The following is a 15557-nucleotide window of genomic DNA, read 5'->3' on the forward strand; positions in this document are numbered from 1 at the left end:
CCCGGCGGCACACGGATCGTGGGGAGTAGTCGTGAAACCGCTGGGTGAGATGACCACCGAGGAACTCGCCGGAGCGCTGGAGGCGCTCGACGACGCGCGTCCGGAGGACACAGCGCTGCGGCTGGCGCTGTACCTGGAGCTGCGCCGCGCGGCCGCGGAGGAGTGGTTGTTCGAGGACGGGCCGCCGGTGCCCGTGCAGGTCTGAGGCGTGCGCCCTCAGTCGATGTCGCCGGCGCGGATGCGGGCGAGCCAGAGCTCGGCCTCGGCGAAGTCCGCGTCGGTGGCGGAGCGCGGCCGCATCGCGGGGGCGGTCCCGGTGTCGCGGCCGCCGCGCGGGTAGCTGCCCAGGAAGCGCACGTCCCGGCAGACGCGGCGGATGCCCATGAGGGCCTCGCCCACGCGGGCCTCGGCCACGTGTCCTTCGGCGTCGATGCAGAAGCAGTAGCTGCCCAGACCGTCGCCGGTGGGGCGCGACTCCAGGCGGGTGAGGTTGACCCCGCGAACCGCGAACTGGTTGAGCACCTCGATGAGCGCACCGGGGTGGTCGTCGGCGATGAAGGCGACCAGGGAGGTCCGGTCGGCACCGGTGGGTTCGGGGAGCGCCCCGGACCTGGACAGGTAGATGAAGCGGGTGGCCGCGTCGGAGCGGTCGCCCACCCCGGTGGCGAGGGCGTGCAGTCCGTAGCGCTCGCCCGCGATGACGGCGCAGATCGCGGCGTCATAGGGCGCGCCCGGCTCGGACACGGCGCGCGCCGCGGCGGCCGTGGAGGAGACGGTGTGGGTGTCGGCGTCCGGGATGTGGCGGGAGAGCCAGCCGCGACACTGGGCGAGGGCGTGGGGGTGGGTGGCCACCCGTTTGACGTCCTCCAGCACGGTGCCGGGACGGGCGAACAGGGCGAACTCGACCGGGACCGCGGTCTCCCCGGTGACGAGCAGGGGTTCGCCCTTGATCAGTTCGGCGATCGTGGTGGTGACCCCGCCCTCCACAGAGTTCTCCAGTGGAACGACCCCGCCGTCCGCGGTGCCGGAGCGGACCGCGTCGAAGACCGCCGCCACCCCGTCACACGGGACACGGGACTCGTCGTCGGCGTCGGGGCGCAGATCGCGCAGGGCGGCTTCGGTGAAGGTGCCCTCGGGGCCGAGGTAGGCGTAACGGTTGGGCATGCTGTTCAGGCTATACGGACCCGGTGCCCGGGGAGGGCCGCTCCCCGGTCCGGGGCTCGGCTGCCCGCGGGCCGTCGCTTCCTCCGGAGCCGGCGGGCCCTGGGTCCCCTCCTGCGGTGGCGGACCCCTCGACGGGTCCGGTGTCCGGCCCGTCCGGTCCGGGGCTCTCCGCTCCCTGGACCACCGTGACCATCGCGTCCGGTGCCTCGTGGGCCGGTCGGTCCACGTGGTCCCGGCCCGGTCCGGAGGTGTCGGGTTCGGTGGCCGGGGAACCGATCCCGTTGCCCAGGCGCGCTGAGCGGATCACCCGGTACTCCTCGGGGCTGAGCAGGTGGTCGGCCTCGCCCCGGGTGACGGCCTTGGCGTAGGTGCGTGTTTCCGTGCGCCCGTTGATGGAGGTGACGACAACCCCGTCGCCGTGGCTGTTGAGCATGGCCAGGGAGAAGGAGCGGGCGCCCGACATCTCCTCCAGGGCGTCGTAGTGCAGCACGGCGACGTCGCGAACGGCGCGGGGGTCGGCCCCCGAGCTGTTGACGGCGAGGGCGCGCTGGGCCAGTGCGCGGTACTCAGTCCGGATCTCGCGGGTCCTGGACAGCGCGTACACGCCGAGGGCGAGCCCGCCCGACCCGGCGAGCAGAGCGATGGAAGCCATGAGCATAGTGAGCACAGCGCGAGCGTAGCGCTACCCATCGCACCCATGGGGTCACTCTTGGCGATTTTTGCGAGCAATGCGCCCTGTTCCCCGAGAGCGCCCGCGAACGGTGCTTCGGGGTCGCCCGAAAACGCCCTGCCATGTCCGGCGCAGCGCCGGTCGCAGCTCCCTCGCGGCCAGGGCCCGCGCCACGTCCGCGAACTGACGCGCACGGTGCAGCTGGGCCCGCAGGTCCGCGCCGGTCGCCCGGTGCTCCAGGGGTACCTCGACCTCCACCACCCGGAACCCGCCGCGCAGGACGTCGATGGTCAGCCCCGTCTCCACACCGAAACCGGGGGCGAGTGGGCGGGCCGCGGCGAAGGCCTCGCGGGTCAGGCAGCGCTGTCCGTTCAACGGCTGCTCGGGTTCCCAGCCGGTCACCCGGCGCACACCGCCCCTGGCCAGGCGGACCACGAAACCGTGGCCGCCCAGACGCATCCGGGTCGCGGGGAACAGGGCGATGGTCATGTCCGCCGAACCCTCGAGGACCGGCTCCACCAGTGCCGCCGCCCCCTTGGCGGTCGCGCCGAGGTCGGCGTCGAGGAAGAGCAGGTGGCGCGGGGCCCGTACGGCGCCCTCAGCTCCTTCGTCCTCCTCAAGGGCCCGTACCCCCTCGGCGCCCGACTCCATGGCCGCGCCCTTGCCCCGGTTGCGGCTGTGCCTGAGCACTCTGGCCCCGGCCTCCAGCGCCAACTCGGCGGTGCGGTCGGTGGAACCGTCGTCGACCACCACGATCAGGTCGACACCGGGGAGTGTGCGCACCGCGGTGACGGTGGTGCCGATGCGTTCGGCCTCGTTCTTGGCGGCGATCACCACGGCGACCCCCGTGCCGGTCGGCCCCGCGGGCCCTGTGCGCGCCACCGGTACCCGGTTAACGGGCGTTGCCGGTCCCCGCGGCCACCGGCAACGCGTCGAGGTCGGAGTGGATGACGAAGACCTCGTCCAGGCCGGTGACCTGTAGGACCTTCATGACCGCCGGTGTGGGCGCGACAAGCTCCAGGTCGCCCCCGGCGCCACGGGACCGCTTCATCGCGGAGAGCAGGACGCTGATCCCGGTCGAGTCGCAGAACTCCGCCCGCGACATGTCGACGACCAGACGCCGCGCTCCCGCCCCCAGTGCCTCGATGAGCTCGGTGCGCAACTGGGGTGCCGTGTACAGATCGATCTCACCACCAACGGTTACCACTGCGACGTCGTCCTGAGATCGGCTTGATATCTTCAACTCCACAGTCGTGACTGTAGCGTTCAGGACAGGGGCGGGCCACCTCGTTGGCGGTGTTTCGCCGTATCGGTCGCGTCCCTTGGGTCCGAACCCCGGATCGACCCCTCTGGACAGGGCCGGCCGGCCTCAGAGAAGGGCGCCCCAGGCAGGTTCGTGCGTCTGAACCCGCAGGTCGAGATCGAGGTCGAACACGTCGGCGGAGTCCTCGGCCGCGCGGTCGCGGCCGACGACGGGCAACGCGGTGACGGTGCCGTACCGACGGTCGGCCGGATCCTGCGCGGATATCTCCAGAACCGCCCACACCGTGGTGGTGGTCGCGTCCATCTCGGTCCCCCAGCGGCCCGCCAGGGTCTGCACGATGCCCAGGCCCCGGCCACCCAGGCCGGACACGGAGGGCCGCGCCACCCGCGGCATGGTGGTGGACCCGCCGTCGCGCACCGAGACCTCCAACCAGCCCCCGGTCGGATCGCCCGGATCCACCTCGCCCCGCCAGGACACGCCCACGGTGTCTTCGGGGAGTGGGCTCGCGTGCCTGAGGGCGTTGCTGACCAGTTCGCTGAGGATGAGGGCGGCGTCGTCGATCCGGTCGGCGCAGACCGCCATGGCGCGCAGATCCGCGCACATGCCCTGCCGGGCCCTGGTGACGCTCTCGGGTACGTAGGGGAGGACGACGCTCCGCTCGATCTTCCGAGGGCCTTGGGGTTCCCCGTCGTCGTACGCGGTGTTGTCTCCTGACACGGCTTTCGTCCCTGCGAGTTCGTGTTTCTCGGCCAGCCCGGAACCCGCCCGAAGTGTGCCAGCGAATTCCACCAGGGGTGGAAATGCCCCGATCCCGCGCGGGGGAAACCCGATCGGGGTCGGATCCCCGGCGGCGGCACCGGTCGCGTACGCGCACATCGCCTACGCCCCAAGGCTTCGGGGCTCCTGAGGTTTTTGTCTTTTCCTGCGGGAGACAGTGCCCTGGCTACGCCTTTGCCGAAGGAAGCCCCGTTCCGCCCCGGCTCTTCGGCGTTTCGGGTACGACCGAGCCGAGTTCGGCATCCTCACCCCGGTGCCGGGGCAGGGTCACCCGCATCCGGGTACCGTTCGCCAGCCGGTGCGCGGTCACCTCACCGCCCTGTTCCCGCACCAGTTGGCGCACGATGTAGAGGCCGATCCCGAGCCCGCTGTAGCCCCTCCGGTCGCCCCGTTCACCGCTCTGGAAGAACCGTTCGAAGATCCGTTCCTCGTCCCCGGGATCGATACCGATGCCCTCGTCGTCGACGTGGATGGTGACGGTGTCCTCGTCCTCCCGCGCCCCGACCCGCACCGCCCCGCCACTCGGGGAGAACTTCAGGGCGTTCTCCAGTAACTGGTCGATGACCATGCCGGTGACCAGGGGGTCACCGACGGTCCAGAGCGTCCCGCCGGAGTCCAGCGTCAGCTCCTGCCGCTCGGCCAGCGGACGGAAGGCCGCGACCGCCTGGCCGAGCAGCTCCACCAGGTCGAAGGGCACCTTGTCGACGGTCATCTCGCCGCTCGCCACATCCGATCCGAGCCGGAGCCGTTCCACCAGTTTCGCGAGCGAACGCGCGCGGTCCAGGATGATCTCGCTCGCCTCCTGGCGGCCCTCCGGCCCCAGGCGTTCGCCCTTGCGGGACAGCAGGGCGGCGTACCCCTGGATCACCGTGACCGGGGTCCGCAGCTCGTGCCCGGTGCTGGCCAGGAAGAACTCCCGCTCCTCCTCCAGCGCCTTCTGCGCGGTGATGTCCCGGAAGTCCACCACCCACTCGTCGGTGTTCGGTATCCGCGCCATGAGGATCTCCAGCCAGCGCCCGCCCTCGTTCTTGTGCTTGACCGGTTCGCCGTGCGCGGCGGGGATCGGGAAGGGCGGCGGCTGTCCCACCATCTGCTCGGAGGTGTATCCGGTCAGTTCCGCGGCGGAGCGGTTCCACTTGCGGACCCTGCCGTCGTAGTCGAGTACCGCGATCCCGTCCGCGCTGGAGTCGGAGACCGCCTGTTCCCTGGCGCGCTGGAGCTTGAGCTCCTCGTAGGCCATGGCGTTGCCGATCGCCACCCCGGCGTGCTCGGCGAGCAGCTCCAGGAGCTCCAGCTCCACGTGGCCGACCTTGCGCTGGCTGTACAGCGCGTACAGGGCACCGTAGGGGCGGCCCTGCACGTTGGACACGCACAGGGCGATGGTGTGCAGGCCGGGCAGGTCGGCCCAGACCAGGTCCTCCAGGCTGCGGGTGGCGCTGTTGGCCAACAGCACGGACTTCCCGCTGCGCAGGAGTTCACCGAACAGGCTCGACTCCAGGGGCGCGCTGACCCCGTACAGCTCCTCGGACAGATGGGTGAGGCTGACGAGTTCCACCCGGTTCTCGTCGAGCAGGACGAAGCCGCCCGCGTCGGCGCCGGTGAGCTCGGTCAGGCTGCTGATGATGCGATCCAGGACCGACTTCAGGCTGAGGTCGGCGTTGATGTCGGCGACCACGTCGGTGAGCCGGCGGACCAGGCGGGCACGCTCCATCGCGGAGGTCTGGGCCTGGACCTCCTTCTCACTCGGGTAGAGCACGAGCACCCACCCGGCGTGCTGCCCCTGGTCGTCGTGCACACAGCCGGTACTGACCCGCACGTCGACGGCGGTCCCGTCCTTGCGCAGACGGCGGGTGAAGATCGTCAACGGGGTTCCGGCGCGCACCTGTTCGAGCACCGCACCGTACTCGGGCCTCAGTTCCTGGGGGATGATCGGCAGCTCGCCGCCGAGTACCTCGTCCGCACCCCAGCCGAACATCCGTTCGGCCGCGGGGTTCCACACGGTGACTCGGAGCTCGCCGTCGATACCGATCACCGCGTCCGCTGAAGAGGCCAGCACGGCTTCGGCGCTGAGGGGCGCGCGCTCGGAACTCACGTCGTCATAGTGCCACCTGGAAGCCCCCCGATGGCAGAGCTTCGCGCAATCCGACCAAATTCGACGGTCACAGGACCCGGGGCTCCCCCTCGCCGTCCGCCGTCATGTCGCGCGCCGCGTGCTCCCATGCCTGCATGCCGCCCGCGACGTTCACCGCGTCCCAGCCGGCCTGGTTGAGCGCCATGGTGGCCTGGCCGGAGCGGCCGCCCGAACGGCAGATGACGTAGACCCTCCGGTCCCTGGGGACCTCGTCGGCGCGTTCGCCGAGCTTCCCCAGCGGGATGTGCACGGCGCCGGGCGCGTGGCCGGCCCGCCACTCGTCGTCCTCCCGGACGTCGAGCAGGTATACGTCCTCGGGAACCTCGTTCACGAGGACCTCAGCGACCTGTCCACCGAACATGATGGTGACCCCCTGTGTCAGGTGTGTGCCAGAAAATTAGGAACCGACGGAACGGCGTGCTCGGGACCCGCGTCCAAGGGGTATGCGTGAGCACACCTTCGCCACGGCCCTGCCGACCCGCCTCGCCGCACTCGCAGCTCTTGGCCTGCTTATCACGGCCTGCGGCAACGAGCCCGTCGAGGTGAACGCACCGGCACCCGAGGCCGATGCCACCGAGACCCCCCAGACCGACGCCACCGAAACCGACGCCTCCGAGGAGAACGAGTCCGCCGAGGTGGAACTCGTGATCGAACGCTCTCTGTCCGAGGAGGACGGCCTGACCGCCGAGGAGGGCTTCGAGGAGGGCGAGTGGACCCTCACCTGCTCCCCCGCCGGCGGTAGCCACCCCGACCCCGAGACGGCCTGCGCCGAGATCGAGGAGGTCGGGACCGAGCCGTTCACCATGGACACCTCCGACATGATGTGCACGATGCAGATGGGCGGCCCCGAGGTCGTCCACGTCACCGGCCAGGTGAACGGTACCGAGGTCGACACCGAGTTCAACAAGCGCAACGGATGTGAGATCGAGCGCTTCGACCAGGTCGGCTCGGTGATCAACCCCTGATACCGACACCCGTGGGGGGCGGACCGCCCGGTCCGCCCCTCCCCGTCGTGTGCGGCGGCCCCTACGTGTAGGGGGTGTCCCAGAAGGCGACCTCGTGGCGCATCCCCTCCAGGAAGAAGCGCTCCGCCCGATCCGGGTCGGGTTCGGCCTCCTGGAGCATGCGGCCGTACCGCTCCGTCAGTTCGGTGAAGTCCGGGTCGGCGTAGGTGTCGATCCACCGCTGGTAGCGGGGGTCGTCGGGGCGGGCCTCGGCCAGTTCGAGGCCCAGGGTGTTGTAGCCCCACATACAGGGGTAGACCGCGGCGAGCCCGTCCCGGTAGTCGGCCGCCGCGTCCAGGATCCAGGACGTGTAGGCCGCGCAGGCGGGCCCCTTGTCCTTGGTGGTCAGGTCGGCACCGAACTCCCCGGACAGGGAGCGGTGCAGTTCCAGTTCCTCGTTGAGGGTGCTGTGCGCGATCCCGACCAGGTCCGCCAGGTGTCCGTCCGGTGCCTGCCAGGCCAACCGGGAGAAGGCCCGGGCGTAGTCGAGCAGGTAGAGGTGGTCCTGTTCCAACCAGTAGCGGAAGGCGCGTTCGTCGAGGTCGCCCCTGGCGATCCCGGCGACGGTCGGGTGTGCGAGTTGTTCGGCGACCAGTGGCCGCCCGAGCTGGTGAAGGTGTTCGGTGATTCCCACGCCCGGAGTGTCCCATCCGGGCGTTGTCGGCCCGAGCCCGGGAGTACCGCACCGCCGGTGACCGTTTCCGGCCCCGGACGGGCGGGTCCTCCCCTGTCCCAGCTAACGATCGAAGATCGTTGCCGACGGCCGAAAGCCGTTGCGGAGGACCGGAACACCATGCGGAAGGCACCCGAAAGCCTTCCGATTCGAGGGCCCAGGGGGCACGACGAAGACGGCCCCGGTCGCAAGTAGTACTTGCTTCCGGGGCCGTCCAGAGTCGAGTGGGCGAGGAGGGATTTGAACCCTCACATCCTTTCGGACACACGGACCTGAACCGTGCGCGTCTACCGTTCCGCCACCCGCCCGAGTGACATGCATTAAGTTGTGTTGCCAGGTGCTTCGGGCTTTTTGCCCGTTCCCCCTGGCGACATGAATAAGGCTAGCACGGCCTGGAGGTGGGTTGCACACCGTTTACGGAGGACCCGGATCCGGCCGCTGGGAGGGCCTTCCCGGGGGTGCGCCTGAAAGCAGGGGCACCCCGGCCCGGTTACGATCGTCTACACATACGGAGTGGAGTACAAAGGGAGGTACCTCGTGGGAGTGCTCCAACGCTTCGAGCGCAGGCTTGAGGGCATGATCGAAGGCACCTTCGCGATGGCCTTCAAGTCTGAGCTCCAGCCGGTCGAGGTCGCGAGCGCGGTCCAGCGGGAAATGGACGAGCGAGCAGCGATCGTCGCCCAGGGACGCACACTGGTCCCGAACGACTTCATCGTCGAGCTTTCGGCCAGTGACAAGGAGCGCCTGGAGGTCTACGCCGACAGCCTCGGCCAGGAACTCTCCAAGCTGGCTCGCGACTACGCGACCGAACAGGGTTATTCCTTCGTCGGTCCGGTGCGGGTCCAGTTCAGGTCGGACGACGGTCTCAAGACCGGTCGCTTCCGCATCCGTTCCGGTGTCGTCCGCGGAACCATGGTGAAGGACGGCGAGGTCCGCCAGCCGGTCGGTGACCCGGGCCAGGGCGCTGGTCCGCGCCAGTCCGGCCGCCCCCGGCTGCTCATCTCGCCCGGCGGCGCGACCGCCGAGGGCAACATCGCCAGCCAGGGCATGCAGCAGTCCTTCGAGCTGACCACCCCGGTCACCCTGTTGGGCCGCGGCACCGACTGCGACCTGCGTCTGGTCGACAACGGGGTCTCGCGTCACCACGTCGAGATCCGGGTCGACGGCGACGAGGTCATCCTGGAGGACAAGGGGTCCACGAACGGGACCTTCGTCAACGGACAACAGGTCAGGCAGGCACGGCTGGTGGACGGGACCAGGGTCAGCCTGGGCCGCACCACCATGACCTTCCGCAGGGACTGACCGGCCCACCCCGCGCAGCCGGAGGATCCGGCCGGACCGGACCGCAACCAACCGCCCCGGGACGGCGTCTGAAAGGTGGAAGTCCGGGTCAGGCCGGATACGGACCTGCTGTCGGATATCCGGCCGGGAGGGTAGTCTCCGCGAAGACCTGACCGATCGGGCAGAATGTCCGCGGCCGGATGGGCCGAGGACCAGCGACCCAGACTCACCGACCCGAAGGTGGGGCAGACACGGTGGCGGCGCCGATGACCGCCACCCCGGCCGAAGCACGACAGGGGCTGAAGAGCAGTTCGATGTCCAACTTGACCCTCATATTGATCAAGATCGCGTACCTCGCGGTGCTTTGGCTGTTCGTCCTCATGGCGGTCGGCGTCATCCGCACAGACCTCTTCGGACAGTCGAAGAAGAAGGCCAAGAAGAAGCCCCGGTCGTCCTCGGCCCGCCCGGCCCAGCGCCGCGCGCCGTCGTCGGCGCAGGCCCGGCCGCAGCGCCCGCGCCGCAACGAGCCCACGGTCCTGGCCGTCACCCAGGGCCCCCTCTCGGGCACCACGGTCAACCTGACCGCACAGCCCATCCTCATCGGACGCGCCCCCGACTCGACCCTGGTCATCACCGATGACTACGCGTCGGGCCGCCACGCCCGTGTCTACTCCGAAAACGGCCGCTGGTTCGTCGAGGACCTCAATTCCACGAACGGCACCTACCTCGGCCAGCAGAAGCTGAACCGCCCCCAGCCCATCACGGTGGGTCAGCCCATCCGTATCGGCAAAACCGTCCTGGAACTGCGCAAATGACAATCGCTCTCCGATACGCGGCGTACTCCGACGTAGGATGCCTCCGCGAAGGCAACGAAGACTCCGGCTACGCCGGCCAACACCTCCTCGCGGTAGCCGACGGCATGGGCGGTTACGCGGGCGGTGAGGTGGCCAGCTCCATCGCCATCGGATCCCTCCGCCAGCTCGACACCCCGGACGACCCCAGGGCCGAGGAGATGGCCGAGGTCCTCCAGCGCGCCGTCGAGCGTGCCAACGAGTCGCTTGCCATCCGCATCCGGCAGGAACCCCAGCTGGAGAACATGGGCACCACCCTGACCGCCATGCTGTGGTCGGGTTCCCAGGTCGCGCTGATCCACATCGGCGACTCACGCGCCTACCTGCTGCGTGGACCGCGTTTCGAGCAGATCACCCACGACCACACCCTGGTGCAGACCCTCGTCGACGAGGGAAAGATCACCGAGGAGGAGGTCGCCACCCACCCGCAGCGGTCCCTGATCCTGCGTGCGCTGGACGGCAAGACCCCGGTCGACCCGGACATCTCCATCAGCAGGGCGAAGCCGGGCGACCGCTACATGCTCTGCTCCGACGGGCTGTCCGGCGTGGTCAGCAAGAAGACCATCCACGAGACGCTCGCCACCCAGAACGACCCGCGCGCGGCCGCCAAAAAGCTGATCGAACTGGCCATCCGCGGCGGCGGGCCGGACAACATCACCGCGGTCGTCGCCGACGTCATCGAGACGGAAACCGACCGCGAGGGCCCCACGCTCGCCGCCCAGACGGTCGGTGCCGCGGACCAGCGCGACGAGTCCACCGGCCCCAACGAGACCAGCCCGGCCAGGCGGGCCCAGGAACTGCGCGGCGGCGGTGACACCGCCGAGATGGACCCCGTCCGGGCGGACGTCCCGGGCCAGGAAACGGACGAGAGCCCCTACGAGGAGCAGCCGTACGACACCCATGACGCCCCGACCCCGCGCGGCCGGGAACCCGAGGCGGAGTACCGCACGCGCAGCTGGTGGCCGATCATCCTCGTCTTCCTCGTCGTGGTCGCCCTGGTCGCGGGCAGCGGCTACTACTTCGGCCGCCAGTACATCGAGAGCCAGTACTACGTGGGGGCCTCCCCGGACGGCGAGACGGTCAGCGTCTACCAGGGCATCGACACCGACATCGCGGGCTTCAGCCTCTCCGATGAGATCGAGAGCACCGACCTGAGGATCGAGTCCCTCCCGCAGGCCGACCAGGAGCTGGTCGCTAACACCATCACGGCGGACGACCGGGAAGGCGCCGTCCGGGTCGTCGCCGACCTCGAGGAAGCCGCGAGCGGTACCAGCGCGGACGAGGACGCCGGCAACGGGACCGAGACCGAGGAATCGGGGTGACCCCGTGAGCACCGCAACCCCTGAGGCGCCCACGGCGCTGCCCCCGGTTCAACGCCGCAACGCCGAGCTCGTCCTGATCGGGCTCACCATCGTCATCACCATGAGCGCGATCGCGGTCTCCGGGCTCAACCTCAACGGTGCCGTCCCCGGCGCCATGTGGGGGTACGGCCTGATCTTCGGTGCGATGGCGCTCGCCACGCACATCGCGCTGCGCTTCATCGCCCCCTATGCCGACCCCCTGATCCTGCCCTGCGCGCTGTTCCTGAACGGCATCGGCGTCGCGATGATCTGGCGCCTGGACGCCGCCGAATCCGGCGACATCGAGCACGCCGGTGTCGGCATGCAGCTGATCTGGACCGCGGTCGGCATGGTCCTGTGCATCGCCCTGCTGTTCTTCCTCAAGGAACCGCGGGTCCTGCAGCGCTACACCTACATCAGCGCCCTGGTGGCGCTGGTCCTCATCGCGCTGCCGATGGTCCCGGGCCTGGGCATCTCCGAATTCGGCGCCCGACGGTGGATCGGGTTCGGCGGCTTCACGGTGCAGCCTTCGGAGTTCGCGAAGATCGCCCTGGTGGTCTTCCTCTCCTCGTATCTGGTCACCAAGCGGCAGGTGCTGTCACTGGCGGCCAAGCAGGTGAAGATCGGCCGGTTCAAGATCATGGACCTGCCGCGCGCCCGCGACTTCATGCCGATGGTCGTGGGCTGGGTCGCCGCGATCGGCCTGCTGGTCATCACCAAGGACCTCGGGACCTCGCTGCTGCTCTTCGGCACCTTCCTCGCGATGCTGTACGTCGCCACGCAGCGCTCCTCCTGGGTGATCATCGGGGTGAGCCTGTTCCTGGCGGCGGCGACGCTCGCCTTCCGGCTCTTCTGGCACTTCCGTCAGCGCGTCGACATCTGGTTCAACGCCTACGACCAGGAGGTCTACTACCGGCTGGGCGGCAGTGAACAGCTGGTCAAGGGCCAGATCGGTATGGCCTACGGCGGTACCACCGGCACCGGGATGGGCGGCGGACAGGCGCACCACATCTTCGCCGCGGACAGCGACTTCATCCTCGCCTCACTGGGTGAGGACCTGGGCCTGACCGGTCTCATGGCCATCCTGGTCGTCATCTTCCTCCTGGTGGAGCGGGGCATGCGTATCGCACTGGCCTCACGTGAGCTGTTCGTCAAGATGCTGGCCAGCGGGCTGGCCTTCGTCATGTGCTTCCAGGTGTTCGTGGTGCTCGGCGGGCTGACCCGGACCATCCCGCTGACCGGTATGACCACACCCTTCCTCGCCGCGGGCGGATCGGCCCTGATGGCCAGCTGGCTCATGATCGGCCTGCTCCTCCGGATGAGCGACAACGCGCGAAGCCCGGCCCCGCAGGCGATCCAGGACGAGGGGGCCACCCAGGTGATCCAACGATGAACACACCCATCCGACGCCTCAGCGTCTTCGCCATGATCCTGTTCGGCGCCCTGATGCTCCAGCTCACCTGGATCCAGGGCTTCCAGGCGGAGGCGATCCGCGAGGACCCGCTGAACGGGCGCCAGTACACCGAGCGGCTCACCGAGCAGCGCGGCCCGATCGTCGTCGGCGACGAGAACGTCGCCTTCTCCACGGACATCTCCGAGGAGGACGACCCGGCGCGCTACCAGCGGGAGTACACCGGAGGGGCCCTGTACACCCCGGTGGTGGGCTCCTTCCGCCAGTTCGGCGCCTCGGGCATCGAGTCGACCGAGAACGCCCTGTTGGACGGCAGCGACGACAGGCTCGCGGTGCGCAACTTCCGCGACATCATCACCGGCCGGGAGCCCGAGGGGGCGCGGGTCGAGCTGACCATCGACCCCGCGGTGCAGGAGGCCGGGTTCAACGGCTTCCGGGACCTGGGCATGAACGGTGCCGCCGTCGCCATCGAGCCCGACACCGGTGCCATCCTCGGTTCGGTCTCCTACCCCTCCTACGACGCCAACGACGTCTCGAGTGTCACCGACACCACCGAGGCCACCGAGAACTACGTGGCCCTGGAGAACGACGAGGACCAGCCCCTGCTCAACCGGGCCCTCCGAGAGCGCTACCCCCCGGGTTCGACGTTCAAGGTCGTGACCGCGGCCGCCGCCATCGAGTACCTGGACGCGGGTCCGGACAGCACGATGGAGGCCCCGGACGTGCTGGAGCTGGGCCGCACCCTGCCCAACGCCACCCCGGGCGGCACCTGCAACAACGGGCAGCCGGACACCCTGGCCCACTCGATCCAGATCTCCTGCAACACCTCCTTCGCCAACTGGGCGATCGAGGTGGGCGGCGAGAACCTGTCCGAGCAGGCCACGGCCTTCGGGTTCAACCGGGAGGAGGACGAACTCAACGTCCCCCTGAACGTGATCCCGAGCCGGGCCCCGGCCGAGGAGGACCGCAACATCCTGGGCCGTGCGGGCATCGGCCAGTCCAACGTGGAGGCCACACCGCTGCAGATGGCCATGGTGGCGGCCGGTGTCGCCAACTCCGGCGACGTCATGCACCCGTACCTGGTCGACTCGGTCCGCGACGCCGACCGCTCCGTCGTCACCCAGACCACCCCCGACGTGTACAGCCAGGCCGTGAGCCCCAGCACCGCGTCCACGCTCAAGGACATGATGGTCCGGGTGACGGGCCCGGACGGGTCCGGCCCCAACGCCGCCATCCCGGGCATGGACGTGGCGGGCAAGACGGGTACCGCCGAGACCGGCAACGACCTCGGAACCCACAACTGGTTCATCGGTTTCGCACCCGCCGACGATCCGCAGATCGCGGTCGCGGTGGTCATCGAGCACGGTGGCGGCAGCGGAGGTTCGCTGGCCGCGCCGATCGCTCGCCAGATGATGGAGGCAGTGGTTCTGTAGTGAGCGCCTACGAGCCGTCTTCACGGAACGGCCCCGGTGAACTGGCCGGGGCCGTTCTGAGTGACCGTTACCGACTGGAGGAGCAGATCGGCTCCGGAGGGATGGGCACCGTGTGGCGGGCGACCGACACACTGCTCAACAGATCCGTGGCCGTGAAGCTGCTCCACCCGGCCCAGATGGCCGAACCGACGGCCCGAGAGCGCTTCCGGACGGAGGGCAGGATCACCGCGGGGCTGTCCCACCCCGGTATCGCCCAGGTCTACGACTACGGGGAGGAGGAGGGCCGCGCGTTCCTGATCATGGAACTGGTGGTCAGCGAACCCCTCTCCCAGGTGTTGCGCGAGCAGGGCCGCCTCAGCGCCGACCAGACCCTCGACTTCGTGTGCCAGGCCGCCAAGGCCCTCGCCGCGGCGCACGCCCGCGGTGTGGTCCACCGCGACATCAAGCCCGGCAACCTGCTGGTGGCGGAGGACGGCCAGCTCAAACTGACCGACTTCGGTATCGCGCGCGGGGACACCTCGGTGACCCTCACACAGACCGGCATGGTCATGGGGACCGCCCAGTACATCTCGCCGGAGCAGGCGTCGGGGCGGCCCGCGAGCGCGGCCTCCGACCTGTACGCGCTCGGTGTGGTGGCCTACGAGTGTCTGTCGGGACAACCCCCCTTCACCGGGGACAGTCCCGTGGCCCTGGCCCTGGCGCACACCCGCGACGACCCGCCGGAGCTCCCCCCGCACGTGCCCGCGGAGATCGACAACCTGGTCTTCTCCCTGCTGCAGAAGAACCCGGGGGACCGTCCCTCCTCGGCCGGCGAGGTGGCCCACCTGGCGGCGGTCATCCGCTCCAACGCGGGCACCGGGCCGCCGACCCCGTCCACCGGGTTCAACGGCATGGCTCAGACGATGGTGGTCGGCGCCGTCCCGGACGACGGTCCGCGGACCGGGCCGTCCGGTCCGGTCCGGCGCACCTCCGGCCAGAACCCCGTCCCTCCGGTCCAGGAGGAGGGCTCGGCTACGCTGGCTGAGGATCCTGGGCCCGGTCGCCGGACGCGGATGCCCATGGTGCTGGCGGCCGTGGCGGCGACCGTCCTGATCGCGGCCGCGGCCGTGGCCGGTTTCCTCTCCGCCGGTGACAACGACGCCGAGAACGTCAACAACTCCACCAAGCCCCCGGCCTCGGACGTCACCCCCTCCCCCACACCCAGTGGGGAACCGGAGGAGGAAGAGGCTCCCGAAGCTCCGGTTCAGGTCGAGGAGACCCCTGAGTGGGTCCCCCAGCCCGAGGAGTGGGAGGAGACCGAGAGCCCCGCTCCCAGCGAGGGCGAGGAGGAAGAACCCACCTCCCCGGAGGACGAGGGCACCGAGGTCCCCGATGACGGTGACTCCGGCACGGAGGACCCCGGTACCGTCCCTCCGGAGGACGAAGGCGGAGGCGGCGACGAAGACGGGGGCGGGGGCGAAGGCACAGGCGCAGGAGGCGGCTCTCAGCAGGGCAGCACCTGAACAGGCAATGAGCGAGAGACGATCAGGGTAGGCAGCGGCCCGAGGGCGGCTTCCGG

The 15557-nt window shown here is 69.8% G+C and carries 16 protein-coding genes and 1 tRNA gene; 8 read left to right on the forward strand and 9 right to left on the reverse strand.

Translation table 11 applies throughout. The features are described from left to right. The first annotated feature begins 31 nt into the window (after nucleotides 1-31). Entirely contained in the window at nucleotides 32-205 is a 174-nt protein-coding gene (locus tag ACUKCB_RS20995; protein WP_473037308.1) for a hypothetical protein, read from the forward strand. A gap of 11 nt (nucleotides 206-216) precedes the next feature. On the opposite strand, the gene pheA is transcribed toward ACUKCB_RS20995, so the two are convergent. The 7 genes from pheA to ACUKCB_RS21030 form a co-directional block, all read right to left on the reverse strand. Beyond that, a complete protein-coding gene (pheA, locus tag ACUKCB_RS21000; protein ID WP_473037309.1) occupies nucleotides 217-1164 on the reverse strand; it encodes a prephenate dehydratase in 948 nt (315 codons plus the stop codon). 10 nt (nucleotides 1165-1174) lie between these two features. Continuing rightward, nucleotides 1175-1831 (reverse strand): DUF4446 family protein, encoded by a 657-nt coding sequence (locus ACUKCB_RS21005; RefSeq protein ID WP_473037310.1) that lies wholly within the window; start codon nucleotides 1829-1831, stop codon nucleotides 1175-1177. A gap of 36 nt (nucleotides 1832-1867) precedes the next feature. Next, on the reverse strand, nucleotides 1868-2671 hold the full coding sequence (locus ACUKCB_RS21010; RefSeq protein ID WP_473041086.1) for a glycosyltransferase family 2 protein: 804 nt from the start codon (nucleotides 2669-2671) through the stop codon (nucleotides 1868-1870). A gap of 55 nt (nucleotides 2672-2726) precedes the next feature. Then, a complete protein-coding gene (locus ACUKCB_RS21015) occupies nucleotides 2727-3083 on the reverse strand; it encodes an STAS domain-containing protein (protein ID WP_473037311.1) in 357 nt (118 codons plus the stop codon). A gap of 120 nt (nucleotides 3084-3203) precedes the next feature. Beyond that, the gene (locus ACUKCB_RS21020) at nucleotides 3204-3815 is read right to left on the reverse strand and encodes an ATP-binding protein (RefSeq protein WP_473037312.1); all 612 of its coding nucleotides are present in this window, start codon (nucleotides 3813-3815) and stop codon (nucleotides 3204-3206) included. 226 nt (nucleotides 3816-4041) lie between these two features. After that, on the reverse strand, nucleotides 4042-5967 hold the full coding sequence (locus tag ACUKCB_RS21025; protein WP_473037313.1) for a sensor histidine kinase: 1926 nt from the start codon (nucleotides 5965-5967) through the stop codon (nucleotides 4042-4044). A 67-nt stretch (nucleotides 5968-6034) separates the two neighbouring features. Continuing rightward, nucleotides 6035-6367, reverse strand: a complete 333-nt coding sequence (locus ACUKCB_RS21030; RefSeq protein ID WP_473037314.1) for a rhodanese-like domain-containing protein — start codon at nucleotides 6365-6367, stop codon at nucleotides 6035-6037. Nucleotides 6368-6449: 82 nt separating this feature from the next. On the opposite strand from ACUKCB_RS21030, the gene ACUKCB_RS21035 reads away from it, so the two are divergent. After that, nucleotides 6450-6971 carry an SSI family serine proteinase inhibitor gene (locus ACUKCB_RS21035; protein ID WP_473037315.1) on the forward strand — a complete coding sequence of 174 codons (522 nt, stop codon included), beginning with the start codon at nucleotides 6450-6452 and terminating at the stop codon, nucleotides 6969-6971. Between the two features lie 61 nt (nucleotides 6972-7032). Here ACUKCB_RS21035 and ACUKCB_RS21040 read toward each other — a convergent pair whose 3' ends face one another. Together ACUKCB_RS21040 and ACUKCB_RS21045 are read right to left on the reverse strand one after the other, a co-directional pair. Next, nucleotides 7033-7644 (reverse strand): TenA family protein, encoded by a 612-nt coding sequence (locus tag ACUKCB_RS21040; RefSeq protein ID WP_473037316.1) that lies wholly within the window; start codon nucleotides 7642-7644, stop codon nucleotides 7033-7035. A gap of 264 nt (nucleotides 7645-7908) precedes the next feature. Then, nucleotides 7909-7991, reverse strand: a tRNA-Leu gene (locus tag ACUKCB_RS21045). Nucleotides 7992-8220: 229 nt separating this feature from the next. Between ACUKCB_RS21045 and ACUKCB_RS21050 the strand changes: the two genes are divergently transcribed. The 6 genes from ACUKCB_RS21050 to ACUKCB_RS21075 all read left to right on the forward strand — a co-directional run bounded on the left by ACUKCB_RS21050 (nucleotide 8221) and on the right by ACUKCB_RS21075 (nucleotide 15501). Further along, nucleotides 8221-8985, forward strand: coding sequence for an FhaA domain-containing protein (locus ACUKCB_RS21050; RefSeq protein WP_473037317.1), 765 nt, complete (start codon nucleotides 8221-8223; stop codon nucleotides 8983-8985). Nucleotides 8986-9278: 293 nt separating this feature from the next. Then, a complete protein-coding gene (locus ACUKCB_RS21055) occupies nucleotides 9279-9779 on the forward strand; it encodes an FHA domain-containing protein FhaB/FipA (RefSeq protein WP_473037319.1) in 501 nt (166 codons plus the stop codon). Then, the gene (locus ACUKCB_RS21060; RefSeq protein ID WP_473037320.1) at nucleotides 9776-11137 is read left to right on the forward strand and encodes a Stp1/IreP family PP2C-type Ser/Thr phosphatase; all 1362 of its coding nucleotides are present in this window, start codon (nucleotides 9776-9778) and stop codon (nucleotides 11135-11137) included. The genes ACUKCB_RS21055 and ACUKCB_RS21060 overlap by 4 nt, the downstream gene beginning before the upstream one ends. A 4-nt stretch (nucleotides 11138-11141) precedes the next feature. After that, a complete protein-coding gene (locus ACUKCB_RS21065; protein ID WP_473037321.1) occupies nucleotides 11142-12548 on the forward strand; it encodes an FtsW/RodA/SpoVE family cell cycle protein in 1407 nt (468 codons plus the stop codon). Continuing rightward, on the forward strand, nucleotides 12545-13999 hold the full coding sequence (locus tag ACUKCB_RS21070; protein ID WP_473037322.1) for a peptidoglycan D,D-transpeptidase FtsI family protein: 1455 nt from the start codon (nucleotides 12545-12547) through the stop codon (nucleotides 13997-13999). The genes ACUKCB_RS21065 and ACUKCB_RS21070 overlap by 4 nt, the downstream gene beginning before the upstream one ends. After that, nucleotides 13999-15501, forward strand: a complete 1503-nt coding sequence (locus tag ACUKCB_RS21075; protein ID WP_473037323.1) for a serine/threonine-protein kinase — start codon at nucleotides 13999-14001, stop codon at nucleotides 15499-15501. Before ACUKCB_RS21070 ends, ACUKCB_RS21075 begins: the two co-directional genes overlap by 1 nt. Nucleotides 15502-15557: the final 56 nt, after the last annotated feature.

It is taken from the genome of Nocardiopsis moroccensis, assembly GCF_055763695.1.